The organism is Nocardia camponoti (genome assembly GCF_014646135.1).
Classification (GTDB): Bacteria; Actinomycetota; Actinomycetes; order Mycobacteriales; family Mycobacteriaceae; genus Nocardia; species Nocardia camponoti.
In genome coordinates, this window is the sequence record NZ_BMMW01000001.1 from 1,085,798 (window position 1) to 1,110,171 (window position 24,374).

General features: G+C 61.4%; 27 protein-coding genes. 12 read left to right on the forward strand and 15 right to left on the reverse strand.

Annotation, left to right across the window (positions count from 1 at the left end; genetic code table 11):
- Window positions 1–63 precede the first annotated feature (63 nt).
- Window positions 64–333 carry a cation:proton antiporter regulatory subunit gene (locus IEX78_RS04990; RefSeq protein WP_188828245.1) on the reverse strand — a complete coding sequence of 90 codons (270 nt, stop codon included), beginning with the start codon at window positions 331–333 and terminating at the stop codon, window positions 64–66.
- Between the two features lie 177 nt (window positions 334–510).
- Here IEX78_RS04990 and IEX78_RS04995 point away from each other — a divergent pair, with 177 nt between their 5' ends.
- From IEX78_RS04995 to IEX78_RS05005, 3 genes are all read left to right on the forward strand, one after another.
- Window positions 511–1,497: a sensor histidine kinase gene (locus IEX78_RS04995; protein ID WP_188827600.1), complete on the forward strand. Its 987-nt coding sequence runs from the start codon at window positions 511–513 to the stop codon at window positions 1,495–1,497.
- A complete protein-coding gene (locus tag IEX78_RS05000) occupies window positions 1,494–2,141 on the forward strand; it encodes a response regulator (protein ID WP_188827601.1) in 648 nt (215 codons plus the stop codon). Before IEX78_RS04995 ends, IEX78_RS05000 begins: the two co-directional genes overlap by 4 nt.
- 142 nt (window positions 2,142–2,283) lie before the next feature.
- Entirely contained in the window at window positions 2,284–2,502 is a 219-nt protein-coding gene (locus IEX78_RS05005; protein WP_229683714.1) for a hypothetical protein, read from the forward strand.
- 397 nt (window positions 2,503–2,899) lie between these two features.
- Here IEX78_RS05005 and IEX78_RS05010 read toward each other — a convergent pair whose 3' ends face one another.
- Window positions 2,900–6,325 carry a DEAD/DEAH box helicase family protein gene (locus IEX78_RS05010; protein WP_188827602.1) on the reverse strand — a complete coding sequence of 1,142 codons (3,426 nt, stop codon included), beginning with the start codon at window positions 6,323–6,325 and terminating at the stop codon, window positions 2,900–2,902.
- Between the two features lie 188 nt (window positions 6,326–6,513).
- Between IEX78_RS05010 and IEX78_RS05015 the strand changes: the two genes are divergently transcribed.
- Window positions 6,514–6,969 (forward strand): Ltp family lipoprotein, encoded by a 456-nt coding sequence (locus tag IEX78_RS05015; RefSeq protein ID WP_229683715.1) that lies wholly within the window; start codon window positions 6,514–6,516, stop codon window positions 6,967–6,969.
- 112 nt (window positions 6,970–7,081) lie between these two features.
- On the opposite strand, the gene IEX78_RS05020 is transcribed toward IEX78_RS05015, so the two are convergent.
- Genes IEX78_RS05020 through IEX78_RS05040 form a run of 5 tightly spaced genes read right to left on the reverse strand, consistent with a single transcriptional unit; the run spans window position 7,082 to window position 11,649 of the window.
- Window positions 7,082–7,306, reverse strand: a complete 225-nt coding sequence (locus IEX78_RS05020) for a transposase (RefSeq protein WP_188827604.1) — start codon at window positions 7,304–7,306, stop codon at window positions 7,082–7,084.
- Between the two features lie 33 nt (window positions 7,307–7,339).
- On the reverse strand, window positions 7,340–8,305 hold the full coding sequence (locus IEX78_RS05025; RefSeq protein ID WP_188827605.1) for an Rpn family recombination-promoting nuclease/putative transposase: 966 nt from the start codon (window positions 8,303–8,305) through the stop codon (window positions 7,340–7,342).
- A gap of 37 nt (window positions 8,306–8,342) precedes the next feature.
- Entirely contained in the window at window positions 8,343–8,927 is a 585-nt protein-coding gene (locus tag IEX78_RS05030; protein WP_188827606.1) for a hypothetical protein, read from the reverse strand.
- Complete coding sequence (locus tag IEX78_RS05035; protein ID WP_188827607.1) at window positions 8,924–10,120, reverse strand: restriction endonuclease subunit S; 1,197 nt, start codon at window positions 10,118–10,120, stop codon at window positions 8,924–8,926. The genes IEX78_RS05030 and IEX78_RS05035 overlap by 4 nt, the downstream gene beginning before the upstream one ends.
- Complete coding sequence (locus IEX78_RS05040) at window positions 10,117–11,649, reverse strand: type I restriction-modification system subunit M (protein ID WP_188827608.1); 1,533 nt, start codon at window positions 11,647–11,649, stop codon at window positions 10,117–10,119. Before IEX78_RS05040 ends, IEX78_RS05035 begins: the two co-directional genes overlap by 4 nt.
- Before the next feature lie 181 nt (window positions 11,650–11,830).
- Between IEX78_RS05040 and IEX78_RS05045 the strand changes: the two genes are divergently transcribed.
- Window positions 11,831–12,241 carry a hypothetical protein gene (locus IEX78_RS05045; RefSeq protein WP_188827609.1) on the forward strand — a complete coding sequence of 137 codons (411 nt, stop codon included), beginning with the start codon at window positions 11,831–11,833 and terminating at the stop codon, window positions 12,239–12,241.
- A gap of 7 nt (window positions 12,242–12,248) precedes the next feature.
- Here IEX78_RS05045 and IEX78_RS05050 read toward each other — a convergent pair whose 3' ends face one another.
- From IEX78_RS05050 to IEX78_RS05075, 6 genes are all read right to left on the reverse strand, one after another.
- Window positions 12,249–12,872 carry a HEAT repeat domain-containing protein gene (locus IEX78_RS05050; protein WP_188827610.1) on the reverse strand — a complete coding sequence of 208 codons (624 nt, stop codon included), beginning with the start codon at window positions 12,870–12,872 and terminating at the stop codon, window positions 12,249–12,251.
- Between the two features lie 143 nt (window positions 12,873–13,015).
- Window positions 13,016–13,648, reverse strand: coding sequence for a HEAT repeat domain-containing protein (locus IEX78_RS05055; protein WP_229683716.1), 633 nt, complete (start codon window positions 13,646–13,648; stop codon window positions 13,016–13,018).
- A gap of 136 nt (window positions 13,649–13,784) precedes the next feature.
- On the reverse strand, window positions 13,785–14,408 hold the full coding sequence (locus IEX78_RS05060; protein ID WP_188827611.1) for a HEAT repeat domain-containing protein: 624 nt from the start codon (window positions 14,406–14,408) through the stop codon (window positions 13,785–13,787).
- 45 nt (window positions 14,409–14,453) lie between these two features.
- Window positions 14,454–14,888 (reverse strand): type II toxin-antitoxin system VapC family toxin, encoded by a 435-nt coding sequence (locus IEX78_RS05065; protein ID WP_188827612.1) that lies wholly within the window; start codon window positions 14,886–14,888, stop codon window positions 14,454–14,456.
- Entirely contained in the window at window positions 14,885–15,139 is a 255-nt protein-coding gene (locus IEX78_RS05070; RefSeq protein WP_188827613.1) for a ribbon-helix-helix protein, CopG family, read from the reverse strand. The genes IEX78_RS05065 and IEX78_RS05070 overlap by 4 nt, the downstream gene beginning before the upstream one ends.
- Before the next feature lie 88 nt (window positions 15,140–15,227).
- Complete coding sequence (locus IEX78_RS05075) at window positions 15,228–15,851, reverse strand: HEAT repeat domain-containing protein (RefSeq protein WP_188827614.1); 624 nt, start codon at window positions 15,849–15,851, stop codon at window positions 15,228–15,230.
- A gap of 564 nt (window positions 15,852–16,415) precedes the next feature.
- Here IEX78_RS05075 and IEX78_RS24495 point away from each other — a divergent pair.
- The 5 genes from IEX78_RS24495 (at window position 16,416) to IEX78_RS05095 (ending at window position 20,759) form a co-directional block, all read left to right on the forward strand.
- Window positions 16,416–16,541 (forward strand): hypothetical protein, encoded by a 126-nt coding sequence (locus tag IEX78_RS24495; protein ID WP_268240874.1) that lies wholly within the window; start codon window positions 16,416–16,418, stop codon window positions 16,539–16,541.
- On the forward strand, window positions 16,532–17,131 hold the full coding sequence (locus IEX78_RS05080; protein ID WP_188827615.1) for a hypothetical protein: 600 nt from the start codon (window positions 16,532–16,534) through the stop codon (window positions 17,129–17,131). The genes IEX78_RS24495 and IEX78_RS05080 overlap by 10 nt, the downstream gene beginning before the upstream one ends.
- A gap of 120 nt (window positions 17,132–17,251) precedes the next feature.
- Window positions 17,252–17,560 carry a type VII secretion target gene (locus tag IEX78_RS05085; protein ID WP_188827616.1) on the forward strand — a complete coding sequence of 103 codons (309 nt, stop codon included), beginning with the start codon at window positions 17,252–17,254 and terminating at the stop codon, window positions 17,558–17,560.
- Window positions 17,560–19,986: a TPR repeat domain-containing protein gene (locus IEX78_RS05090; protein WP_188827617.1), complete on the forward strand. Its 2,427-nt coding sequence runs from the start codon at window positions 17,560–17,562 to the stop codon at window positions 19,984–19,986. The genes IEX78_RS05085 and IEX78_RS05090 overlap by 1 nt, the downstream gene beginning before the upstream one ends.
- A complete protein-coding gene (locus tag IEX78_RS05095; RefSeq protein WP_188827618.1) occupies window positions 19,983–20,759 on the forward strand; it encodes a hypothetical protein in 777 nt (258 codons plus the stop codon). The genes IEX78_RS05090 and IEX78_RS05095 overlap by 4 nt, the downstream gene beginning before the upstream one ends.
- Window positions 20,760–20,794: 35 nt before the next feature.
- On the opposite strand, the gene IEX78_RS05100 is transcribed toward IEX78_RS05095, so the two are convergent.
- Complete coding sequence (locus IEX78_RS05100; RefSeq protein ID WP_188827619.1) at window positions 20,795–21,421, reverse strand: DUF3558 domain-containing protein; 627 nt, start codon at window positions 21,419–21,421, stop codon at window positions 20,795–20,797.
- On the reverse strand, window positions 21,418–21,801 hold the full coding sequence (locus IEX78_RS05105) for a hypothetical protein (RefSeq protein WP_188827620.1): 384 nt from the start codon (window positions 21,799–21,801) through the stop codon (window positions 21,418–21,420). Before IEX78_RS05105 ends, IEX78_RS05100 begins: the two co-directional genes overlap by 4 nt.
- A gap of 99 nt (window positions 21,802–21,900) precedes the next feature.
- Here IEX78_RS05105 and IEX78_RS05110 point away from each other — a divergent pair, with 99 nt between their 5' ends.
- The gene (locus tag IEX78_RS05110) at window positions 21,901–23,637 is read left to right on the forward strand and encodes a hypothetical protein (RefSeq protein WP_188827621.1); all 1,737 of its coding nucleotides are present in this window, start codon (window positions 21,901–21,903) and stop codon (window positions 23,635–23,637) included.
- Entirely contained in the window at window positions 23,634–24,371 is a 738-nt protein-coding gene (locus IEX78_RS05115) for an ESX secretion-associated protein EspG (RefSeq protein ID WP_188827622.1), read from the forward strand. The genes IEX78_RS05110 and IEX78_RS05115 overlap by 4 nt, the downstream gene beginning before the upstream one ends.
- Window positions 24,372–24,374 lie beyond the last annotated feature (3 nt).

Below are 24,374 nucleotides of genomic sequence, written 5' to 3' on the forward strand. Positions count from 1 at the left end.
AGATGGTAGTAACGCGGTTTTGTTCACAAACATGCGCTCTGGGGCGGTGAGATTGGCCGCACGTCAGCGCTCAGCAGCCCGCAACTCGCGGACTTCTCGTTCCAGCTTCGCGAGGCGGTCGTCGATCGAGCGGATGCGCATGAGGTCGGCGACCTGGTCGGCTTCCTCGCGCGCCAACGCGAGGTCGACGACCGGCTCGTCGCGGTCGGCTTCATACATCAGCAGGTGCCGGTCGCCGCTACGTTTGGTGAGCAGCGCGAAGCGGGCGCCAGCGCGCGTGCCGAAGGTGTGCAGCACGCCGGTGCCAGGAACTGTTGTTCGGCCAATTTCCATCGACACGCAGCCTCTCTCGTCTGAACTCTTGATGCGCTTTCCAGTCTCGACGGTGAGCGGCTGTTGTTCTATTGGGTCAACTACCCATCTTGATCCAGTCAGCCGAGCCGCGACCCGTCGCGAAATGGGGGTTGAGCCTCATAGACACCGCGCCCGTTGGCACGCAAGCTGAGAACTATGCGACAAACGCGGTGGGCTCGAACGCCGGTGACGGCCCTGTTTTGGCGTGTTTGTCTGCTGAACGGCGTGATCTTCACGGTCGGAACGCTCGTGCTCGCGCTGTCGCCGGCCACCGTGTCGGCGCGGGTTCGAGCGACGGAATTACCTGTTTTGGTAATCGGGCTCGCGGTGATTCTCACGGCGAACGCGATCGCGTTGCGCACGTCGCTCGCGCCGCTTGACGAGGTGGTCGCGTCAATGCGGCGCGTCGATCCCCCGATGCGCGCGGCCCGACTCGACGGGCGGGGCGGCGATTTCCACCACCTCATCGACACCTTTAACGCGATGCTCGACCGGCTTGAATCCGAACGGTCGGTAGCGGGCGCGACGGCGTTGGCCGCACAGGAAGGAGAGCGTCAGCGCATCGCACGGGAATTGCATGATGAAATCGGCCAGAGTTTGACCGTCGCGCTTTTGCGGTTGAAACGGGTGAGCGATCGCGTCCCAGCAGAATTGCGACCGGAGGTTTCGGTTGCGACCGAAACCGTGCGCGGGTGTCTGGATGAGGTGCGCGAAATCGCGTGGCGCTTACGCCCGGATGTGCTTGAGGACTTGGGACTCACCAGTGCGATCAACGCGCTCTGTCATGAATTTACCCGTGCCAGCGGGGTTTCCGTGATGCGGGAAATCGATCCCGCACTTACCCGGCTTGACCCCAGTATCGAATTAGTGTGCTATCGCGTCGCCCAGGAATGCTTAACGAATGTGCTTCGTCATTCCGGCGCCCGCGAGGTCAGATTGGAATTGCGTCAGGATGCCGAGCGGATCGTTCTTCGCGTGGTCGACGACGGACAAGGCGGTGTCGAGGTGACGGGCGCGGGAATTCGCGGCATGCGCGAGCGCGCGATGCTCGTGAACGCGGCACTGACGATCACCTCACCGCCCGAACATGGCACTACTGTCGAATTGATGGTTCCCACTCGACAGCCGACGGAAGCGCCATGACCACGCGAATCCTGCTCACCGACGACCACGCTTTGGTGCGCAGCGGTTTGCGGTTGATCCTCGACAATGAACCGGACCTGACCGTGGTCGCCGAGGCAGCCGACGGTTTCGAAGCGGTGCGCGCGGTAAGCGAAACGCCCCTCGACCTGGTTATTCTGGATATCGCGATGCCTCGAATGACCGGCATTCAGGCGGCACGCGAAATTAGTCGATTAGGCACTGGCGTCCGGATTTTGATGCTGTCGATGTATGACAACGAGCAGTATTTCTTCGAATCGTTGAAGGCGGGCGCGTCGGGCTACGTGTTGAAATCAGTGGCCGACCGCGACCTTATCGAGGCATGTCGGGCGACAATGCGCGGCGAATCCTTTCTGTATCCGGGCGCGGTGACGGCGTTGGTGCGTGACTATTTGCAGTTGGCCCGTCAGGGCGCGGCGTTGCCGGAAGCCATTTTGACTCCGCGTGAGGAAGAGGTGTTGAAGCTGATCGCGGAGGGATATTCGACAAAGGACATGGCGGCGACTTTGGTGATTAGCGCGAAGACGGTCGACCGCCACCGAGCGAACATCCTGCAGAAGTTGGGCCTGCGTGACCGACTTGAGCTGACGCGGTATGCGATTCGGGCGGGATTGATCGAACCGTAGGTCGACGGGTTGGGCGACAAACTTGCCGACGACGGCACGCGCTACACCTCCGCACCGCTATCGTGAAATACGCGGTGCCGGAACGCTTCACGAGGGCTGGCCCGTGTTGAACACGTCGTCAGCTTCACACGGAGGAACCAGCGTGACCACCCGAACCCGCATCGCCGCCATCGCGGTCGCACTCGTACTGCTACCTGGTCTAGCAGCCTGCGGCAAAAACCAGCGTTGGTGCGAACGCGACCAGGGCGACGTTCTGGTGTCGAACTCGTACTGCGAGAAGGGGATTGCTGGTTACGAGTGGGAGCCGGACCATGACAAGCCGAAGTACAAGAAGAAGCCGAATAAGAAGAAGGTGCACTAATTGGCGAGGACGGCACGCGGGCAGCGGCTCAAATCCCGCGAGTCCCGCAACTCATAGCAGTGAGCGTACGGCCCGCACGGCCGTTAGCCGTTCTGGACTAAATCGCCCGGGCTAGCGTGGCGTCATGAGCGACGCGACGCACTGCTGTCGGCACCGGACCCGAAGCCACAACGTCTCGCTCCATCACAGCACTCTGCACAGCCTCAAGGAGTTGCGGCCGCCGAGCGCACGTGGCCCGCGTCAGCGCGTTGGAGCGCGGCGACATGGACGGAGTGACACTCTCGACACTGCGCGCCTACGTGCGGGCGCTCGGCGGCAAGCTGAATGTGATCGCTGACTTCGGCGACAGGGAATACCGCTTGAGTTAGGCCTTTCGCTGGTTGCGTCGGGCCAAACCTCAGGCCGTCGCAACAGCCGCCTCGTTCAGCGAACGGATCACTCCCAGAAGCCTTTTCGTCTGCTCCGGTGGGAAGAGATGCGTCGGTCCCTGGGGTGCGGCATCGATGAAAGGCGGCTCGAAAAGGAGCTTGGGGTCCATTTCGCCGTGCTTTGTCAAGTGGTTGACCACCAAGTTCACGAAGTCGATCTGGTTTGCCGTCGCGGTGCGCTCGCCCAGGAACTCCGCGAACGCTTCTTGCACTGCCACCTGGTCCAGGCCGACCAGTGAGCGGATGAAGCGGCCGAGGCCGTTCGCCGCGGCCCTTTCCAAATCGGCGGTCTCACCAGCCCCGCTGCTCGCCAACAACTGCTCAAGTGACGCCAAGTCGGCGGCCGTCAACGGCTTGCCCGAGCGCACCTTCCGCAACGCTAAGTTGTCGGGCTGACGGCGCAGATAATCGCGCACCTTCGCGGTGTATCGCTCAACATCGGTGCCCGAGCGCATTTCCGGCATCGCCCGCTCAGCTACTTCGCCGAGGGTGTCGGCGAAATCCGTGTACACAACAACGCGCTTCTTCTTATCGAGCAAGCCCACGATCGAACGAACCTCGCGGCGTGCGTGTTCGAGCATGTCGACGGTGATGTCGGACCACCATTCGTCGCTCGCGACCTCGCGCAACAGTTCTTCCTTCGCCTTCACCTTCGGGATCGCGAGGCCCTCCTCAAGGAGGCCGTCGGCAACCCCACGAATGGTATTGGCGTGCTTGGTCACATCGTCGCCAACTACCACAGCCAGCTGCCCACGCAACATCACCAGATCGAAGCGCTTCGCCATCTCGTCGCTGTCGCGGACCGTGGTTGGCAGGTCGGCCAAGCTCTCGACAATCTCAACGGCCTGTTGTTCAACGACGGAATCCCATGCCGCTCGCTCGCGATACTTCTCCACCTCGCGGCGATGCGGGCGGACGATGAAGTTATCGAGCCGCATTCCCGCGACCTGCTGGTGCAGCGTGTCGGCGGTGGCGGCGCGCAACTCATGCGAAGCACCTGATCGGTCGAGTTCGACAAGCAGTTCCGTGCGCGTGCTGAACAGCCGCTGCGAAAGTGACGGCGCGAGAGCACCTTCCGACGCATCCGGGTGCTGCTCGAAGTAATCGAAGTTGCCGCACACGTCGAAAACGAAGAAGTCGGTCTTGTCTTGTCCCGGCCCATACAGGTCGGGGCGCAGCCGCGTGCCGCGACCGACCATCTGCCAGAACTTCGACTTCGACCGCACCGGCTTGAAGAAAACGAGGTTCACCACGTCGGGGACGTCGATGCCGGTGTCGAGCATGTCGACCGAAATCGCGATGTGCGGTTCCTTGTCGGCCTGCGAGAACTTGTCGATGAGGTCCTGGTTGTAGTTCACCGAGTGGGTGATCACCCGCGCGAAAGCACCCTTGAATTCGGGGTAATTCGCGTTGAAGCGTTCGGCGATGAACTGTGCGTGCAGCTCGTTTTTCGCGAAGATGATGGTCTTGCCGAGCCGGTCGCCGCCCGCGACGCGATGCCCGTGCGTCATCAGCGTTTCGAGCACCTTGTCGACGGTGTCGATATTGAACAGCCACTTGTTGACCGCCTCGGCCTGGATTACCGCCGGAATCTCGTCTTCAGCAACGTCGTCGCCCCAGTCGGTCGACTCGTACCGCGCTTTCTCCTCGTCGGAGAGGTCGGCGTAGCGAATTCCCTGCAGCGGGAACGTCAACGGAACGCTGACCGCGCGCGGGCGAACCAGGTACCCATCGCCGATGGCTTCGTCGAGCGAATAGTCGTTGGTCGGCACGCCAGTTTCGAGGTGGAAAAGCTGGTAGGTGTTGTAGTCGACGTCGTCTTTCGGGGTGGCGGTGAGGCCAAGCAGCAGTGAGTCGAAGTACCGGAAGATGTGCCGATACTTCTGGTACACCGAGCGGTGTGCCTCGTCGACCACGATCAGGTCGAAGTAGCCAGGGCCGAACTTCCTTGTGCCGCCCTCGATTTCGTCGATGAGCCCCATCATCGTCGGGTACGTGGACACGTAAATGCGGCTGTCGGTGTTTTTGTCGGTAAGCAGATTCACCGGCGACGAGTTCGGCAGATGCGTATTGAACGCGCCAACCGCCTGCTTCACGAGGGCTTTGCGGTCGGCGAGGAACAGGACGCGCTTGATCCAGTTGGCGCGCATCAGCATGTCGGCGAGCGCGACAACAGTGCGCGTTTTACCAGCGCCGGTCGCCATTACGAGCAGGGCGGCGCGGTGGTTTTCGGTTTCGAACCGTTCGGTGACCGCGCGGATCGCTCGCTCCTGGTACGGCCGCCCGGCGATTTCCTGCGGGACGGGGATATCCGCGAGCGATTTAAGCGACGTGCGACGCGCGACGATCAGCGCGAGTTCTTCGCGAGTGTGGAACCCCGCGACCTCACGCGACGGGTAGCGCAGGTCATCGAAGAAATGGTGTTCAATCCCGTTGGTGCAGTAGATGACTGGCCGCTGACCGAACCGCTGCTCAAGGCAGTCGGCGTAGAGGCGTGCCTGTTGTTCACCAGCCAGCGGGTCGACCGACGTGCGCTTGGCCTCAACAACCGCAAGCGGGAGCCCGTCGGTTCCCCACAGCACGTAGTCGACGAATCCCTTTTTTCCATCGGGCATTCCGTCGACCGGGAATTCACGGTCGCGCTTCTGGTCGAGCAGCCAACCGGACTCGCGAAGGAGCAGGTCGACCAGGTCGCGCCGAGTTTGCGCTTCGTCGTAATCGTGCGTATCGGGCGCGGCGGCGCTTGCCTGCTGCGCGGCGAGGATCTGCGCGCGCAACTCGGCGATGAGCTGCTCGTAGCTGAGTTCGGCCGTCTCGGCTGCCTCGTCGCGGGCCTTGAGCTGGGCGATGAGATCTTGTTTCTCGGCCTCGGACTGCTCAAGCAGCTCATCCTTGGCGGCCAGCTCGGCTTCGAGTTTGCCAAGTTGCGCAACAGTTTTCGCGACGGCAGCGCCGCCACCAGGCTTGGGCAGCAAGTTGACGTCGAACTGCTGTTGCGGCAACGGCTTACTCGATACCTGCGTGGCGTGGGTGCGCGCGAGCCACGACAGGATATGGAACAACTCGGTGAGCGCCCGGGTGCCCGATTCCTTCGTGACCGGCCGTTCGTCGTGGACGGCGGTGTTGCCGAGGCGACGGATGAGGTCCATTTTCGTGACGAGCCCGTGCCCGACCGCGCTGACGAACTTGCCGTCGTGGAGGTGAGCGGCGAGGTCGGACTTGTATGGCTCAGGCAGGTTTCGATACCGGTAGATCCAGTTGACGGTGTGCTCGACGGTGCGGCGCGCGTAAAAGCACGTGGTGCGCGGGTCGAAAAGCGCGTCGCGCTCAGCCTTCTTTGCCTCGGCGTACAGCTGCGGCCACTCGGCCTGCAGAAAATCGAAGTTCCCCACCATTGCCCGGTCCTCCGTGCTCGATCTTGGCACCGGAACCCGAACTGTCCGGCGCTATCGAACATTACCTGCGGGGTCCGACAAGTTCGACGCTTCACTCAAGAGAGTTTCTGTTTGACACTGTTGTCACTTGCGTTAGGCGTGTACCGTGTCATCTTGTTCGAATGTTTGCCTCGTTAACAGGAGCAGGAATGACCAAGCACACCCAGTTCACGAAGAAGTGGTCGCTGTCGATCGGCGCGTCGGTCGTGGCACTCGCCGTAGTTGCGCCGGTTTGGAGTGGCGCGGTCGCGACGGCCGATGTCGCGGTTCCGAGCGCGGGCGCACCGACGTTCGAATTCGCTTCTCCGGCAAGGGAACAGACGAGCAGCCAGCGCAACGCGATTCAGAAGGCTAAGAGCTACCTGGAGCTGACCTCGTTCTCCCGCACGAGCCTCATCGCGCAGCTTGAGTACGAAGGTTTCAGCACCGCGGACTCCACCTTCGCCGTGGACAGCTTGGATACGGACTGGAACGAGCAGGCGGCGAAGAAGGCGAAGAGCTACCTTGAGCTCACTGCGTTCTCGCGCTCAGGGCTGCTCGCCCAGTTGAAGTACGAGGGCTTCACGCAGCAGCAGGCGGAGTACGGCGTGAATGCCGCCTACTGACGAGTCTTGTTGGTGGCCAACGGATCCCGATACGCCGTCGTTGCGCGAGAGCGCTTCGGCGGCGTGCGGTTGCCGTAATGTATGTGCGGGTCCGCGTGCCGTTTCGGTGGGCTTAGACGATGCCCATGTCGTCGATGGAGTCGGCCGTCAGCACACGACGCAACCACTCATCGAGGCGAACAGGATCGGCAGCGACAACTTCCGCGCGCACAAGCGGGGGGACTTCGCCAAACTTCTGCGCGAGCAGCATGAGCAGCGCTTGTATCCGGCCTTTAGCCTCACCCTTAGCAACGCCGATGGCTTCGCCCTTGGCAACCAGCCGACTCGCGGTGGTCATAAAAGTCTCCTCCACCTCCCGGCCTTACCCCAGCTACGCAATCCCCAAATCATCGAGGGACTGAGCGGTGACGGCCCGATCAAACCACTCGTCGAGCCTGGCCACGTCGGCCGCGCCGATCGCTTCACGCATGAACGGCGGCACCTCACCGAACTTGAGCGTGATGAGTCTTAGCAGCGTGCGCACCTGAGCTTTCGCCTCACCCTTGGCAACCAGCCGGTTCGCGGTGGTCATGAAGGCCTCCTCTGCCTCAGGTCCTACCCGGACAAAAAACGTGCGCAACTCATCGTCGTCTGTCTCGCTGACATCTTGAATATACCGGACGAACCCAATCAGCTCATCTGTGCTGAGCTGCGCAAACGCCACCAGAAGCGGTTCAAGGTCGATCACGAGGTGCTCGTGCTTCGCCGCCACCTTGAGCAAGACGCGCAAGATGAGCGCCGGTGCGTTGCTGGTGTGGGCATATAGGTCAGCCAACGGTGTCGCGCTGATGTCGTCGAGCACGTAGCGCAAGTGCGGGAGGAACGGCTCGACCTCCTCACGCAACTCCGGGCTGATCGCGACCAAGTCGGCCACGTCGGTCACCGCGGTCCATTTCTCGCTGCCCGCGTAACTGACGATGGTGATCACGAACGGGATCGTGGTCGGCTTCGGTTTTGAGTGTTCGCGCAGATGTTGGCGGACGGCAGCCACCTGGTATTCCATCACACGGAAGGCCATCAACAGGTCGTTGCTCGACTGGTGCTCGTGGGCGAAATACAGGTATCCGGTTTCCCCGGTATAGAGGCTGACGCGGAAAAGTAGGTCGCCGTCGGTGTTGTCGAGGACACGGCTGATGTAAGCGGTCGACTGGCGTTGCAGGCTCGACCAGTCGATCGCTTTCGCCAGCAGCGGCGCGACCGCTTCGACGAGCGGACGTGCGTGAGCCGCCGCCGTTGCCGGGTTGCTCAGGGTGTGCTTGACGACCGAGTCGTGTGGATGATGGACCGAATCCCCCATAGCGGGAGACTATTTCACGCGTTAGACGAGGTGCAAATCACGCGTACGCGCCGCCGACGCGGGTGAGGACTTCGGAGGCGAAGGGGCGGTTGTGGTACTGCGCGTAGGGGCCGCGACCCTTGGTTACGAGGTGGTCGGCGAGGGGGCGGATCGCGGCGGCTAGCGGGAGGGTGAAGAACTGGTCGTCGGCACCCTCGTCGGAGACGAACCAGTCGATGAGGACGCCGTCGCCGTCCGCCGATGCCAGGCCGGATGGCTCGAAACGCAAGAGCGGCAGCGTATTTCGCAGCTCGTCGATGGTGCGCGACGTTGTCGCGGTGAGCGCCGACGCTGAAACGTAAAGCGCGACGCGGTAATCCACGATCTCGCCGTCCTCAAGAAACCGTTCGACGAACAGCACCTCCATTGGCCCGACATTCAACGTGAACAGCCGCTCGCGCTCGGCGGTGCGGTTCGTTGACGGGAGCGCGCTGAGCGTCCAGCGGTCGACCTCACCGCTCGCCGGCTTGTCGAAAGCGTCGGTGAGGTAGTCGGCGATAAGGTCTGCTGCTGGTTCGAAGAACGGGTCTTGTTGGAGCGCAAGGAAATTGGCTTCGCTTGCGGAGGCGTTGGTTTCGGTCAAAGTTCGCCCCGGAAGGCGCGGGATTGGAGGGAGGAGAAGAGGGTGTCGAGTTCGGTTAGAGCCACCCGATTCCGGCTGTCTACCTCTGCCAACTTGGCGACCCGAATCCCAAATGCGCGCTGCAACTCTAACGGGGGAAGGGGTACAGGAAGCTCGCGCAGTCTTGCAAGTGTGATCTCCCGAAACGTGGCTCCCTTCACCTGTCGCGAGATCCAGTGCTGCGTTTTCTCGTTCCGCAAAAACTCCAGCAGGTACGCACCGTCGACGTCGTCACCGGGCGAAATCCGGGCGGTCCCCTGCGTGAGGTTAGCGCCGTGCAGTTCGTCGGTAACTACTGCAGTGGTTCCCACCGTGGCGCGGATGCTCATCACGATGTCTCCCCGCTGAACTTTCGACCTCTCATACTTTGCCGCGAGCGCAGGATCGGTACGTCGCAATGAATTCGCTGCGATCTGACCATTAGAGATGTCCCCAGTGCGGATGTACGGGACACCGCCCGGGTATTCCTCCCCGGCTTGCACGATGCCGTAAGTGACAATCGTTCCAGTTTGCACAGCTGCAGATAGCGGCCGGACTTCACACCTCTGCTCGCCCGCGAGATACGCGCCGAACATGTCGATGAAGATCGACTGGGTCAGCTCGTCGAGGCGGGCGAGGGCTTCGCGGCGCTTGGCGCGGAGGGCGTCGGCGTGGTCGAGGATCGCCGCGATCCGCCGCTGCTCCTCGATCGAAAGAAGCGGCACTTCCCATTTCGCGAGTGCAGCCCGACCGAGATGGTTGATGCCGGTGCCTCGACTTCCCCGCACGAATGCGCCCGTCTCCGCTTCTCGGCGAAAAAAGTGCAGCAGGTAGCGCGAATCGACCGCATCGTCATGCAGGCGAACACGCAAAAGTGTGTTCTGAAAAGCGCATTCGTCGATCTCGCCTCCCCATATCGCGGACTTACCCACCTCGCGAGGCGAGCCCGACGCCTCGTTCAACAGGATGTCGCCTGGCTCCAAACGGAATTGGACCATCTCAGCGTCGGTGAAATTCATCGTCTTAACGTCATCGAGTAGAAGGCCACCCCAGCCAACATTCGCCGCGCGCAGGTATTGCCGCATTTTGGGGCCGTCATGATTCTTCGGCGACCGCTGACGCCCAAGTTTGACTTCGGCAATCTGTTCGACAGACACGATCTTCGGCGTGCTCACGCGAGCATCTCCCGCAGCTGCGCCATCCCGTCGGCGATTTCATTCTCAAGACGGTCAAGCTCGTCGAGGATGATCTGAGGCGACCGGTGCTCAACTTCCTCGTGATCAATCTCCTTGTACCGGTTCAGCGACAGGTCGTATCCCTGTGCGGCGATATCGGAGCGCGGCACGCAGAAGCTCTGTTCGGTGCGCGCACGCGCCAGCTCGCTCGTTTCACGAGAAGACCAGCGGCGCAACACATCTGGGAGGTTGTTCTTAGCGAGTTCGGCGTCGGTCAGTTCGGCGAGCACGCCCAGCTTGTCTTCGTCGAGCAGCGGGTTGCGTTTGTCGTCGAGCGACCATCCGTCGGACTGCACGTCGTAGAACCAAACGTGGTCGGTCCCACCGGAATTGGTCTTGGTGAAGAACAGAATCGCCGTCGAAACTCCCGCGTACGGCTTAAACACGCCCGACGGCAGCTTCACCACCGCGTCGAGTTTCTGATCTTCAACCAGAATGCGGCGAAGTTCCTTGTGCGCCTTCGATGAGCCGAAAAGCACCCCGTCGGGCACGATCACCGCGGCGCGACCACCGGGCTTCAACAGTCGCAAGAATAACGCGAGGAACAGCAGTTCGGTTTTCTTCGTCTTCGCGATGTCTTGCAGGTCTTTCGCGGTGTTCTCGTAATCCAACGAACCGGCGAACGGCGGGTTGGCGAGGATCAGCGAATAGGCTTCGGCGTCACCGGTATTGGCTTCGGCGAGGGAGTCGCGGTAACGGATGTCGGGCTGTTCAATGCCGTGCAGCAGCATGTTCATCGAACCAATGCGCAGCATGGTGTTGTCGAAGTCGAAGCCGTGGAACATCTCGTGGTGGTACTGGTGCTTGCCCACGTCCGCGCCGATTTCGTCGGCGTAATTGGCGCGCACATACTCCGACGCGCCAACGAGGAAGCCGCAGGTGCCCGACGCGGGGTCGACGATGGTGTCGCCGGGTTTGGGGGCGGTCATGTTGACCATGAGCTCAATGATGTGGCGCGGGGTGCGGAACTGGCCGTTCTGCCCAGCCGACGCGATTTTCGCGAGGAGGTATTCGTAGATGTCGCCCTTGGTGTCGCGATTTTCCATCGGCACCTTGTCGAGGCGGTCGACCACCCGCTGCAACATGCCCGCGTTGGGAATCGTGAGCCGCGCGTCCTTCATGAAGTGCGCGTAGGTGGAGTCCTCGCCGCGCATTTCTTTGATAAACGGGAAGACGCGGTTGCCGACGATCTCAAACATGGTGTCGGCGTGGAGTTCTCGGAACACCGACCAACGGAGGTCGTTGTAGGGGCGACCAAGCTCGTCGTCGCCTTCGGGGAACGGGTTGCCCTCAAGCTTCTCCCCGAACAGGTTCGCCTTTTCTAGCGCGCGGGTTTGCTCGTCGTCGAGCCTGCGGATAAACAGCAGGTAGGTGATCTGCTCCATCACCTCGAGGGGATTGGAGATACCGCCGGTCCAGAACGCGTCCCAAACCGCGTCGACCTTGTTCTTAATGTCACCGGTGATCACGAAGCCCGATACCTGCCTGTTCTGCTTGAGGGAGCCCAACAGAACTGTATAGAGGACGACCGACAGCCCCGCTCCCCCGCCCCCGTCGCAAGGCCGTGCGCCCACGGGGCGTTGCGTACGATGACGACTGGCAACGTCTGACCGCAAGGGGCGACCAGACCGACGGAAAGAGAACGCACCGATGTCCTGGCGCGACACCACCCCGCAAGCTGTCCAAGACGACATGGATGACCTGCTCGACGCGGCACTGGACCTGGCCGAAGAGCACTTAACTAAGAGCGGCGAGTTCGTTCCGTTCGGTTTGGCTATCGACGCCGACGGTCGCACGAAACTCTTCGGTTTCGCAACAGGCGACGCGCGACAGGCGCAAAAGCTCGCCTTCGACGCGCTCAAGGACATGCGCACCGAGATTCGCGCCGCGGCCGTCGCAACCGATGTGTCGCTGCCCGAAACTGGGATGAGCGGGATCGAGGTGCACATCGAGCACGCGAACGGTCCCGCGATCGGCGTGCTCAAGCCGTATGCGCTGGAAAACGGGGCGATTCGCGCCGAGCCCTTGGAGGGGTTTACCGCGACGCGGGCGATTTGGTGAGCCGGGATTAGGCCTCGTCGTAGCGGATGATGCGCTCGGCGCTGCGCCGATACCAGGGGAACTCTGAGCTTTGAAACGGCTCGACCTGCTTGCTCACGCCCTGTGCGCGCAGTTTCGATAATGCGTCGAGCGCGTGCCCTTGGACCGACTCGTCATCGAGTTGAGCGAGCGCTACTTCGACGGCGTCGGGGTGGCGGGATTTACCCAGCCAGTTGACCACCATTCGACGTTGGCGCCCAAAGCGTCTGTCTGCAGCAATGACCGCGAGTTCGTCGAAGAATTCTTTCCCTGCGGGAATGCTGTAGATACCGTTCCCGGCGGCCCAGCGCGTAGAGGGATCGATCCCCTTCTCATGGTCGAATTGACTGATTAACGCCGGAATTGCAATGGTTTTGCGTGCTTCCTTGCGATTCAACGCTTCAATCAGGCTCAGTCGCGCCAATGCCCTTTTTTCAGTTTCAGGTCCGGTCCACCGCTGCTCAAGGTCGATAAGCCACTCTCCCATGAGTTCGATAACGAACGGCGGATAGTGTAGCGAGTCGGCTATTCCAGATATGGTGCTTCCGTGTCCGCCAGCGCTGCGATACTCCGCTAGCAGCCGCGCCGCACCAAGGTCATCAGTCGTTGTCATATCAGCACCAAAAAACCTTGGCCGCGTCGGCGAGTTCCGTCGGTGTGGCAGTGAGTGTTTCAGGTGTAGACATCGGTTCCCATTCGATCGCCCACTAACTTAGCGCACCTAACCGCTGGCACACGTCGTTCGAGGCTGCCCGATTAGCCCTCGTCGTAGCGGATGATTCGCTCCGCGCTGCGCCGATACCAAGGGAACTCTGAGGTCAGAAAGGGCTCGACCTGCTTGCTGACACCCTGGGCACGAAGCTTCGACAGGGCGTCCAAGGCGTGCCCTTGGACCGACTCGTCGTCGAGTTGAGCGAGGGCGACTGCGGCGGCGTCGGGGTGGCGAGATTTACCGAGCCAGTTGACCACCATTCGACGTTGGCGCCCAAAGCGTCTGTCTGCAGCAATGACCGCGAGTTCGTCGAAGAATTCTTTCCCTGCGGGAATGCTGTAGATACCGTTCCCGGCGGCCCAGCGCGTAGAGGGAGCTATCTCCTTCTTGAGGTCAAATTGACTAATTAACGCCGGGATCGCATTGGTTTTACGCGCTTCCCTGCGATTCAACGCGTTGGTCAAACTTATTCGCGCAATTCTCCGCCCTTCCGTTTCAGGACCGGGCCAGCGCAGTTCGAGTTCGATAAGCCACTCTGCGATTTGCTCGATGACAGGAAGCTCAGAGCTTGGGCGCTCGCCAATCTCTGCAACAGTGTCGCCGTAGCCCCCAGCGCTGCGGTAATCCGCGAGGAGTCGCATAGCGGCGATGTCATCAGTCGTTGTCACATCAAGCACCGAATGACCTTGGCCGCGTCGGCGAGTTCCGTCGGTGTGACAGTGAGTGTTTCAGGTGTAGACATCGGTTCCCCATTCGATCGCCCACTAACTTAGCGCACCTAACCGCTGGCACACGTCGTTCGAGGCTGCCCGATTAGCCCTCGTCGTAGCGGATAATTCGTTCGGCGCTGCGTCGATACCAGGCTGACTCCGCAATGAGGAACGGCTCGACCTGCTTGCTCACGCCCTGTGCGCGCAGCTTCGATAATGCGTCGAGCGCATGCCCTTGGACCGTCTCGTCATCGAGTTGAGCGAGAGCGACTGCGGCGGCGTCGGGGTGGCGGGATTTACCGAGCCAGTTGACCACCATTTGGCGGTCTTCCCCGAACCTTCGGTCTGCAGCTATGGCAGCCAACTGCTCGAAATATTCTTTCCCGGCCGGAATGCTGTAAATGCCGTTGCCTGCCGCCCACCGTGTCGACGAGGCCATCGTCTTCTCATGGTCAAACTGACTGATGAGTGCCGGAATCGCTGAGGTTGTGCGCGATTCCTTTCGGTTCAACGCCTTCGTCAAACTGATGCGCGCGAGTCGTCGATCGTTGGTTTCAGGCCCCGGCCACCGCTGTTCGAGGTCAGTGAGCCATTCAGCCATCAACTCGATGACCGGCGGCGTGTAACTCAGCTGGTCGCCGATCTCCCAGAAGGCGTTGCCGTACCCGCCAGCACGCCGATAGTCGACAAACAGTCGCGCACCTGCGGTTTCGTCTGTGTTAGTCATGTGCCTGAAGTCCGTCGCGACTCGCTGAGCGAGGCGGGCAATCAATTAAAAGTCGTCGGGCAAGACGCGAAAGGCGTCATGTGCCGTCAGAGGTGCGACCGCCCGGAAGTCCCTGCGGTCGAGAGTCAGAATATCGGCGGTTTCGTATCGCTCGGCCAGCGCCACGTTCGTCGCGTCGGTGAGGTCCAATTTCAGTGCGGCATACCGACGTTGAACCTGCCGGGCGACCCTTAGCACCTCGGCGGTGACTTCGGCGATCGCGATCCGCCCGCCTCGCTCCTGCGCCAGCAACCAGTCATTGACCGCGTACGCGGCGTCACGGTTGATATTTCGCGTTGTCACATGCTCGATTTCCAGCAATACGAGAGGAGAAAGCACCGTCAGCGCCGCCTCCTGCAACACCGCGCGCGCCCGCGAATGTTCTTCGTCCGCCGGATTGAAGGCCGCGACAAGACCCGAAGTGTCCCCCACCACGATCACTCGCGCACCGAGCCCTCTCCCTCATTAATACCCTCGCTGACCGCCCGCTCCACTCCGGCCTGACCAACCGGCCCGCCGAAGTCGAAGGTTGGAATATCCCATTCGTCGGCCCACCGTTGGCTACGCAGTGCGGCAAGGTGGAACGCCTCGCGAAAAAGCTCGGATTCCGGCCGCCCCTCGCGAGCGGCCGCAGCTTTAATCAGCTCCAGGTCGCGCTCATCGACCATAACCGTAGTTTTCTTTAACGCCATGCTGGTTATGGTACCCGCGCCATAACACGAAACGGTCGTGAGCTGGCGCGACCGCTAGCTGACCACGTCGGATGCTTGCGTCCCGCTGTCAATCTTCGTCGTAGCGGATGACACGCTCGGCGCTACGGCGAAACCAGGGGAACTCTGACGTCAGAAAGGGCTCGACCCGCTCGCTGACACCCTGCGCACGAAGCTTCGACAGGGCATCCAAGGCGTGCCCTTGGACTGACTCGTCATCGAGTTGAGCGAGGGCGACTGCGGCGGCGTCGGGGTGGCGGGATTTACCGAGCCAGTTGACCACCATTTGACGGTCCGTACCGAACCCGCGGTCCCTGGCGATCGCGGCCAGCTCTGCGAAATACTCTTTCCCAGCGGGAATGCTGTAGAGCGCGTTACCTGCCGCCCACCGCACGTCAGGATGCGCAGGCTTCGCGTGGTCGAACTGACTAATCAAGGCGGGGACCGCAGCGGTGTTCCGTGATTCCTTGCGGTTCAGCGCGTTTATCAGGCTCAGGCGGGCCAGGTGACGTCTGTCCGTTTCCCGCCCAGGCCACCGCTTCTCAAGGTTCGTCAGGGCATCAGCGATGAACTCGATGACGGATGGCGAGTTACTCATTTCGTTCCCAATGCCCGAAAGTGTGCGCGCGTAGCCGCGAGCACGTATATACGCTTCAAGTAGGACTTGCTCGGCGACCTCGTCCGGATCAGTCATGTGCTGAAGTCCATCATGCGATGCCTAATCGCACGACTCTTACTACTTTGGCCGACGCAGAGCCTCGCTGATACCGTGGCGGGCGTCAATTATCTTGAGTGGCAAGCTCGTTCCATCCGAAGGTGAGTCATGATGCCGCGAACCATCAAGCTCCTTCTTGCGGCGAGCGTCATCACCATCCCGCTGGTTGGATGCGGCGGCGACCCGTCTCCCATCGCTATCGACTCCAAACATGCTAGGAGCGAAGTATGCGCGGTCGCCGAGTCGATTACACGGGAGCAAGTCCTGATCCCACAGATTGCGTCCCGCACTGACGGTTTGGTCCGAGACCCGCACTTGCCCATCGCACATGGGACTACGTGCAGGGTAAAGCGGGAGGAAACGCTTGAACGGATCATGACCCTGACGCTCTCACGCCAAGAGCCGTGGTCCCCGCCAGCCGGTTATCAAACAATTGACGTCACCGCGAGTGGAACGGACGGAAAGGTTCAGACCGTCTTCCAGAACAGTTCTGGGTCCCGCAACCGGTTTTTCTACGTCGAGCTAAACGGATGGAAAGGGTTTATGTACCTCTACGACGAGGGAATCGACCCAACCGGCACGCGCGGCGACGATCTCGTCCAGGCTCAATCCAACGAGCTAGCGAGTCGACTGTTCACGATGATGAAGGAATTAGGGGCGTGGACGTAGAAATCACCAGTGATGCGACGGCCGTTAGCGTTTTGCCGCGAAAAACCAAGCTCCTCCTGGTGGCGAGCGTCATCACCACCTTGCTGGCTGGATGTGGCAGCAGCCAACCACCAGTCGCCGTCGACTCCAAACACACCGTGGGCGAAGTGTGCGCAGTCGGTGAGTCTATTGCGCGGGAGCAGGTCCTGATTCCACAGGTTAAATCCGACATCTCCGATGTGACCCAAGATCCAAATGTGCTCATCGCACGCGAGACAACGTGCAGGGTACTGCGGGAGGAAACGTCCGAACGCATCATGACCCTGACATTCTCACGCCGCCAACCGTGGTCCCCGCCAGCCGGTTATCAAACAATTGACGTCACCGCGAGTGGAACGGATGGAAAGGTTCAGACCGTCTTCCAGAACAGTTCTGGGTCCCGCAACCGGTTCTTCTACGTCGAGCTAAACGGATGGAAAGGGTTTATGTACCTCTACGACGAGGGAATCGACCCAACCGGCACGCGCGGCGACGATCTCGCCCAAGCTCAATCCAACGAGCTAGCGAGTCGACTCTTCACGATGGTGAAGGAATTGGGAGCGTGGAAGTAGCGGCAACCGCCGAATGAGGCAAGCGCCAAGCCGGGCTAGCCACGCCGATAGCGCGCGAGTACGATGCCCTGCGACTATGAGTGGTCCTGACTGAGGGGCCGACCACTAGACGGGGCGGGCATGCTGAAGGTCGATATCGATAATCTCAATCAACTTGCGACAACGGTCGGAACTGCCGCGACTGACATCGACAACCTCGACGTCCGGACGCTAGGCGACACGATCGGGGCGGCGCTTCCTGGCTGCCAACTGGGAGCCGCCTGCTCACAGGCTGGCGAGTTTGTCGAAGGCGCGTGGTTGCGGGCATCGCAGCGGCTACAGAAGTTGTCGACGCTCGTCCGAGAATCCGCCAGCGCGGTGCAACTCACCGACGAGGAATTCAAGAAGCGACTCGACACCATGGACTTTGTCGCGCGGGGTGAGCGCTGATGCCGAGTCGCTCGCAGGTCGACGCGTGGAATACCGCGAAGTTGTCGGAATGGGCGACCGCGATCGACACCAACGTCGCAGCATACGAAGCCAAGCTCGGCACGATTACTGGCCAGTTCGCGAACGCGCAGTGGACCGGCAAGGCGAAAGATGCTGCCGCAGACCGCTTTACCGAAGAAGACACGCAGGGACGTTATCTCTCCATCGAAATTCGCGACATCGCGGCGGCACTGCGCGCGGCAGACACACGTCTCGCCAACGAGCGACGCATTCTCCTTGGCCGCGTTGCCGATGCTGAACACGACGCCGAATCGCCCATTCGCTTGAAGGTCGATGAGAAATGGGCCGTGTCTGCTGACGGGACGGTTAGTGACGACGAAGCGAGACAGAAAGTTGTCGAGCGACTTAATCACCACCAAGGTCTGATCAACACCGCGTACTACAGCATGATGACCGCCGCCAGCGAAGCGGCCACCGCGATAAGTACTGCCGCACAAGAGGTTCGAGTGCGGGGCGACCAGTTCGGCAGCGGCGTCGACGCCACCGACGACGACTTCAGTCGGTCCGGCCTACTCGGCGAAGAAGACGGCAAGCGCGTGCGCGACGCTGGCGACAAATACGGCAAGATCGACAACGCGATCTTGGACGAAGTTGCCAGCCACCTACCCGTCGGCGTACTTACCGACGAACAACTGACCGCGCTGGCCGCAGGGGGCGAGGTTTCGACATTGCCCGCGTCCGTGCAGGACTACTACCGAGAGTTCTACAAGGCCGCTGGAACAGACGGTGTGATCGCACTGAGCGAACGGCTGAAAGAGCAAGAGCTCGCAGGCAATGTGACAGCCGCAGGGCGGCGAGACTCCCTTGCTAACGGGCTCATGGTGCTCTCGAACGAGAAGATCGGAACGGGCCGAAATCCCGACGGGAGCTTGCAATCACCCGGCAGCTATCAGAATTTGCCGAAAGAAATTCGCGACGTGATTTCCACGCGAGTTACCGGCCCGGGCGGTGATGGAAACGCGCTTGGATATCCGCAGGTAAGCGATTGGAATAAGGCGGTATTCCTTGCGGATTCCGCGAAGCTCAGCGACCTGATCGGAGAGGCGAATCCCGGTTACACGCCCGGTACCGAGTTCGGTCGGGAAATGATTCGACAGGCATCGACGCTCGGTCAACTCGATCCCGACAACCCCGCGCTTGAATCGACGATGCGCGACTATGTCGAGGCGGGAGCCCGCAACCACACCTCGATGACGCAGTTGTTGACCGGCCACACCGAGCCGGGTGAGGTCCCTCTCGATAAGGACTACGACCCGAACAAGGTGATGAAGCCGCTGCTTCAGTACGACTGGAGCGACAGCAAGCCGGACGGTTCTGCGCCGGAGATGTTCAGTTGGATCGGCAAGGATGCGATTCCGGTCCCGGGAACGGATGGAAATCCGGGCGTGACGGTTGATGAGTCGAAATTGGCTGGTCGGGCTGCGCAAGGTTTGACGGAACTGATGACGGGCAAGGGCAACTTCGAGTCCTACATGAACATCGGTAGTCAGGATGATAAGTCATTGGGACAGGTGAATCCTGGACTGACGCAGCAGATTACGAAGTCGATGGTGCCGTATCTGGACTCGATCGCTAAGGCACCGGAAATCCCAACATCGGGCGACATTCTGGGTCGTGGAGACAACCGCGACCTGAAAGCCATCCGTTTGTCCGCACTACTGAACTCCGATCCTGATTCGGGGGTGATCTGGAACACCGCGCTCAACGACAAAACAAACCAGTACGCCGCGCAGTTCGGATACCTCGACGATAAATCCGAAAATCGGCAAATCGGCTACGCAGACGCGGCCGCCCGGCTACTCGGATATCAAGATCAGGGAATCAAAGCAGAGGCCTACGACCGCGGACTCAGCGATACAGAGGCGAAGAAAGAAGCAGCCGAGAAAAAGACGCTCGCGCTGGGTATCGGTACCTCCATCCTCTCCGAGAGCGTCGGAAGAGTTCCAGGCGCTGGCGCGGCTGTCGACATTGCTTCACAGTTAATCGAGCAGGGAATTGAGCCCGAGAAAGGTAAACTTCCCGAGGCCTATTATCGGGTAGATCCCGACACTGCCGCGAGCCAACGCTACTACTCGATGCTGCAGGGCTTGGCGCGCTCGGACCCGGACTTCTTCACCAATCCGCCTTCTGGCGCTGGCCCACTGCCAGCAGCCTGGTTGCACGACGGCAAGCTCGCCAGCTTTCAAGAGATCCTGGATTCTGGCCCGAGATCAGCTGATGAATTCAGTTGGGCTTCGAGAAAGTGGCTTGATGCGACCGGCGTGAACTATGTGAATTTCACGAACGAGCAGGCTCAAAAGAACATTCACCTGGACGACTATACGATCGACCCGGGAGAGTACGAGGATAAGGTTCTACGCGGATGAAGAAACAGGGCTTCATGAGAGCAGCTGTCACCCTATCTATGGCCACCGCCTGCGTATTAACCGCTGCATGCGACCGGCCATCGGATGAGCAAATAGCCGCCCCAGCATTCAATATCTCTTTCCGGTGGAGTGCGGAAGCTAACGTTGATTTGCAGTCCGCTGGCCTGAAATCCGCTCGCGCAGCGATAGAAAGCAACCTCGTGGGCGAATATCTCGGAGTCGAGTACACCTACCCTGGGTTCCCGGAATTTTCCGATCTCGCTCGCCTGTCCCGCAATCGCGGGTACACGCCCGGACGCCCTCGTCTGGTCGAAGGTGTTGGGACCGCCTATTTCCATGTGATCCAGCGAAAGTCGCTCGGGGACCACCAGGCGTACTATGTATGCCGAGACCTGACCGGCACCGCGCGCAAGGACGGTTCGTCGTACCCGTATCCGGATGCTGAAAATATCGCGGAGACGTTCGATGTCGTCGACGTACTCGTTTCGAGCAGCCCGCTCCCGTTTGATAATCGCGGGAACGGGACAGGAACAACAAAATCGCCACTATCACCGTTAGTGAAACCCGAGGCGCCGAATCGCCATTCACGGCCTACTGGGATAGTGTTCGTGATCGACACTGTGACTTTCTACGCGCCCAGCAAGTCCGCAGTTGACGAGACGCCGTGCGCTCAGTGGTTCGAACAGCGTTGGGGCACGCGCGATGTGCCTACGCCCAAGCGTCGCGTTGATGAAGCGCCTGTGGTTGAGCCGTTCACGCCTGGGTGGGAGTGAAGCGAGGGCGTAGCGGCCTTCGCTGAATGATCGGGCTATCGCCCAACCGTCTCCGTAGCGGCGGCCTCCAAAACGGTCGCCGCGTTTTGGAGATTGTCGCAAGGCGCTTCCTGCGTGTACAGGCCGGAGCTCGATGTCACATCCAACACGAAGCCAGGGAATTCGATTGCCATCGAGCACGACTTTCTCTCCGGGGTGTACTGGATTGCCGGGCGGCCCGCCACCTGTGTGTCCGTGGCACTCCCCTCCCAGCGTTTCCGAAATTCAGCAAGGCTGATGTTGCTGGTCCAGACTGTGGAGTACCGAACGGTTGTCATTTCGCCGAGACTGCCCCGAGGCTCTTTCAAGTTGAAGGAGCAACCGACAAACGCATACTGATTGTGGATCTGGTCCGAGCGTTTTCGACTGTCTGGGTTAAATCCCGCACGAGTGATAGTCAGATCATCAAACTCGGTGCAAGGGTCGAACTTTATATCGCTTCGTCCGCCTTCGTTGATCTGGGAAGTCGGCGGCGCGGCCGTGACCTTGATTTGCTTCGACGTGCTGGCCGAAGCGGACGCCGTTCCAGGTTCCGGGTCGCCACCGGGCTGACCGCACGCTGCTAATAATCCGGCGAGGGCGACACCGGCCACGGCAGTCACGCAGGCGCGTTGCACGTTCATTTCCCGTCAAGCCCCTCGTTGATATGGGCGATCGCAGCGCGGTTGGCCTCGTCGGCTGCCTCAACCATGCCACCTGCACGCAAGTACGCTTCCTTGAGCCTCAACGCGCCCTCAATGAGCTGGTCGAGAATGCGGATCGCTTCCGCGGCCTTCCACCCGAAACCCTGTTGGAGTTGCCGCCCCGACTCGAAGCCGCCGTATCCATCGGACTGTGGCAACTGCTGCATCTTCGCGCGAAGCTCAAGCAACCCGTCCGCCATGTCGTGATACATCCGCCCCGCCTGCTCAGCCGCCCCCTGCTCATACCGCAAAGTCCCAGCTCGCGCCGCCTCGTTAAACGCGGCTACGCTCTGTTTTCCGTAGTCGAATGTCGCGGCCACACGCCCCCCTTGCTCGGTTAGATAGCCGCACCCTACCAATACGTCGGACCCTCCTGATAGCTTGTTCACGCATACTCAACGACCCGGGGGGATCGCGAAATGGCTCCACAACAGCCCGGCGGCGCGGGCGGATTTCTGCCGAATGTGTTGAGCCTCGCCGAGGCGGCAACGAAGGTCGAAGGTGCGCGTGCCCGCGCGACCACCGACGATCGCGCGCTGCAAACCGGTGGTCACGGCACTGATCCCGACTACGTCGCGAGCGCCGACCGATTTCAGGGTTACAGCGCCGATCAGATCGTCGCGGCGGTGCACGGCAGCGGCGGCCTCGATCCCGCTGGCATTCTCGGGCACGCGAAAACCTGGCGCGAAGTTTATTCGGGGCTGGTCAACCTTGGGTCGTTCAATCTGATTGGGATGAACCGCATCTTCAATAGCGGCCAATGGCAGGGCGCGACCGCCGACGCTGGACAAGCTGCTACCGAACGGTTCGCCAAACTTGTGCAAGAAGTCGGGTTGGTGTGCGAATCCGTCTTTAATCGGATCGAGGCCGTCGGATGGGCCGCCGAAACGGTGAAGGTGGCAATTCAACAGAGCCCCGCTGTGACGACTGGTGCAATCGACCCCGACAATCCGACTCAATCAATTCTGCCCGGATTGAGTAATCCCGAAACAGACGAGAAGAACCGCAACGCGGAAAAAGAACGTCGCGATGCGATGATTCGCGCGCTCGATTCGATGTACACGCCGGTCTTTCCTCCGTCTGGCGCGGGAGTTCCCGCATTCCTTGAGGTCGCTGCGGCGGGCGGCCCAGGCGGTCAGCCCGCCGGACCTGGCGCGAACGGCGACGGCGGTGGCTCAGGCGTGCCCAACGCGGGCCAGAAACCGGCCAGTACACCCGAGCAGCCCACAGCTCTCACCGGAACGCCTGCCGACACCAACGCTCCCAAAAATACTGATACGAAACAAGATTCGACGCCTTCCGACGCCCCGGCCACGACACCCGCGGAGACGACCCCCGCGTCCACCCAACCCGGCGCAACGACTCCGGGCTCAAGCCCCGCTGTCCCCGGCGGACAAAGCTCGGCGCCTGGCGGAGGCAGCCCTGGCGGGTCACCCGGACTCGGCGGGACGATAGGAGCGCCGACAGCGGGTCGCGCGATCCCCGGCGGCGCGGGCGCGCCCGGCGCAACTCCGGTCGGTGCGACGAGCTCCGGAGGCCGAGGGGCGGCAGACGGGCGATCGATGATGCCCGGAATGCCTGGTGCCGCTGGACGCGGCGCTAATCGCGACGATGAGTCCGAGCATTACGCACCCGACTACCTGCGCGGTGTGCACCCAGATTGGACCGACGGGATCGTCGCCTACAGCGGAGTGATTGGCGGCGAAGCGGATTCGGCCACAACGCCGGCGTCAGCCGAGACCCTGCCCGCGCGCGAGCAAGCAGCTGGCCCCATACCGTCCAGCCAGCTCAATTTGCCACCGCAGGGCGTCGCGGCTCAGCCTCCGCCGTCGGAAAGCTTCAACCCGCGTCCGACTGACTCGTCGGCGCAGAGTCCAGCCTCCGCGGGTGCCGCTGGTCCCCGTTTGAACATGGGAACCGACTCTCCGCCGCGTCTCGGCACCACGGGGGAACCCGCTCGCACCGAACCGCCTATCCCGGTTCACGCAGCCACCGTTTCTGACGACCCGGCGCTCAGCGACCAGCCTCAACCCGAGGCGGAACGTCAACCGAACGCGAGCGAGACTCGTTCTGCTCCGGTGGAATTGGCAGTTTCACTGACCGGCGCCGGTCCAGTCATGGCCGACGACACGCAACCCCCGGTGCCCCGCCCGTGACCGTCTTTACTTCGTGGGAATTAACCTCGGACGAATTCGCGTGGCTATGGTTCGACGCCGACCTCGATGCGTTCCCTGATCCGATCGACGTACGCGAATCTCTCACTAGCGCAGCCGAATACGACGATCATTGCCGCGCTCTCGCCGCAAAGTTTCCGCGTGGCGACGCGAACGATCCACGGCCCGCTCTACGCGCCATCGTCGAAGCCGAAGTCCGGATCACGGGCAGTGGGTTTGTCCACGCTACTGGCGATCGAATTCGCTCCATCGCCGCCGCGACCAGGGACCGCAACGTACTTCTCGTCCAATCACCTTCTGCTGAGCCGACTTTCGGCGCGAACGTGCGGATTGCAGTCGTCCGGCGCCCAGATCTATTGCGCTCCTTCGCCTTTACTCTTCCCGAGGCGAACCCCGGAAACGCCGGTTTGCTCGTCGGCTACACCCCTCGTGTTCGCGGCGATGAACAACCGTCGTCGTACGCCAGCGCGGCCCCTACCGTGGAAGAACGTATGCGAGTCCTGCTGCGGCAGCCGCGCACCGCCGAGGGTGCGATCCGCTTAGACCATCCGCGCGCGTACGGCCCGACCTACTTGAGCTGGATCGACGTCGCTGGGGCGCGGTCGAGTGGCCGGTACTTGATCAGCGTCGACGAGGGTTGTTCTGACACGGTTTTCACCCCGACGGGCCCCGAGCAGCTCGCATCCGAGCTTCGCCGCCGGATTCAGCCGATCTAGTTT

Coding starts and splice junctions, on each gene's coding strand:
- IEX78_RS04990 (WP_188828245.1), bottom strand. CDS start 333: ATGGAAATTGGCCGAACAACAGTTCCTGGCACCGGCGTGCTGCACACC.
- IEX78_RS04995 (WP_188827600.1), top strand. CDS start 511: ATGCGACAAACGCGGTGGGCTCGAACGCCGGTGACGGCCCTGTTTTGG.
- IEX78_RS05000 (WP_188827601.1), top strand. CDS start 1,494: ATGACCACGCGAATCCTGCTCACCGACGACCACGCTTTGGTGCGCAGC.
- IEX78_RS05010 (WP_188827602.1), bottom strand. CDS start 6,325: ATGGTGGGGAACTTCGATTTTCTGCAGGCCGAGTGGCCGCAGCTGTAC.
- IEX78_RS05015 (WP_229683715.1), top strand. CDS start 6,514: ATGACCAAGCACACCCAGTTCACGAAGAAGTGGTCGCTGTCGATCGGC.
- IEX78_RS05020 (WP_188827604.1), bottom strand. CDS start 7,306: ATGACCACCGCGAGTCGGCTGGTTGCCAAGGGCGAAGCCATCGGCGTT.
- IEX78_RS05025 (WP_188827605.1), bottom strand. CDS start 8,305: ATGGGGGATTCGGTCCATCATCCACACGACTCGGTCGTCAAGCACACC.
- IEX78_RS05045 (WP_188827609.1), top strand. CDS start 11,831: ATGTCCTGGCGCGACACCACCCCGCAAGCTGTCCAAGACGACATGGAT.
- IEX78_RS05050 (WP_188827610.1), bottom strand. CDS start 12,872: ATGACAACGACTGATGACCTTGGTGCGGCGCGGCTGCTAGCGGAGTAT.
- IEX78_RS05060 (WP_188827611.1), bottom strand. CDS start 14,408: ATGACTAACACAGACGAAACCGCAGGTGCGCGACTGTTTGTCGACTAT.
- IEX78_RS05070 (WP_188827613.1), bottom strand. CDS start 15,139: ATGGCGTTAAAGAAAACTACGGTTATGGTCGATGAGCGCGACCTGGAG.
- IEX78_RS05075 (WP_188827614.1), bottom strand. CDS start 15,851: ATGACTGATCCGGACGAGGTCGCCGAGCAAGTCCTACTTGAAGCGTAT.
- IEX78_RS24495 (WP_268240874.1), top strand. CDS start 16,416: ATGTACCTCTACGACGAGGGAATCGACCCAACCGGCACGCGCGGCGAC.
- IEX78_RS05085 (WP_188827616.1), top strand. CDS start 17,252: ATGCTGAAGGTCGATATCGATAATCTCAATCAACTTGCGACAACGGTC.
- IEX78_RS05090 (WP_188827617.1), top strand. CDS start 17,560: ATGCCGAGTCGCTCGCAGGTCGACGCGTGGAATACCGCGAAGTTGTCG.
- IEX78_RS05095 (WP_188827618.1), top strand. CDS start 19,983: ATGAAGAAACAGGGCTTCATGAGAGCAGCTGTCACCCTATCTATGGCC.
- IEX78_RS05100 (WP_188827619.1), bottom strand. CDS start 21,421: ATGAACGTGCAACGCGCCTGCGTGACTGCCGTGGCCGGTGTCGCCCTC.
- IEX78_RS05110 (WP_188827621.1), top strand. CDS start 21,901: ATGGCTCCACAACAGCCCGGCGGCGCGGGCGGATTTCTGCCGAATGTG.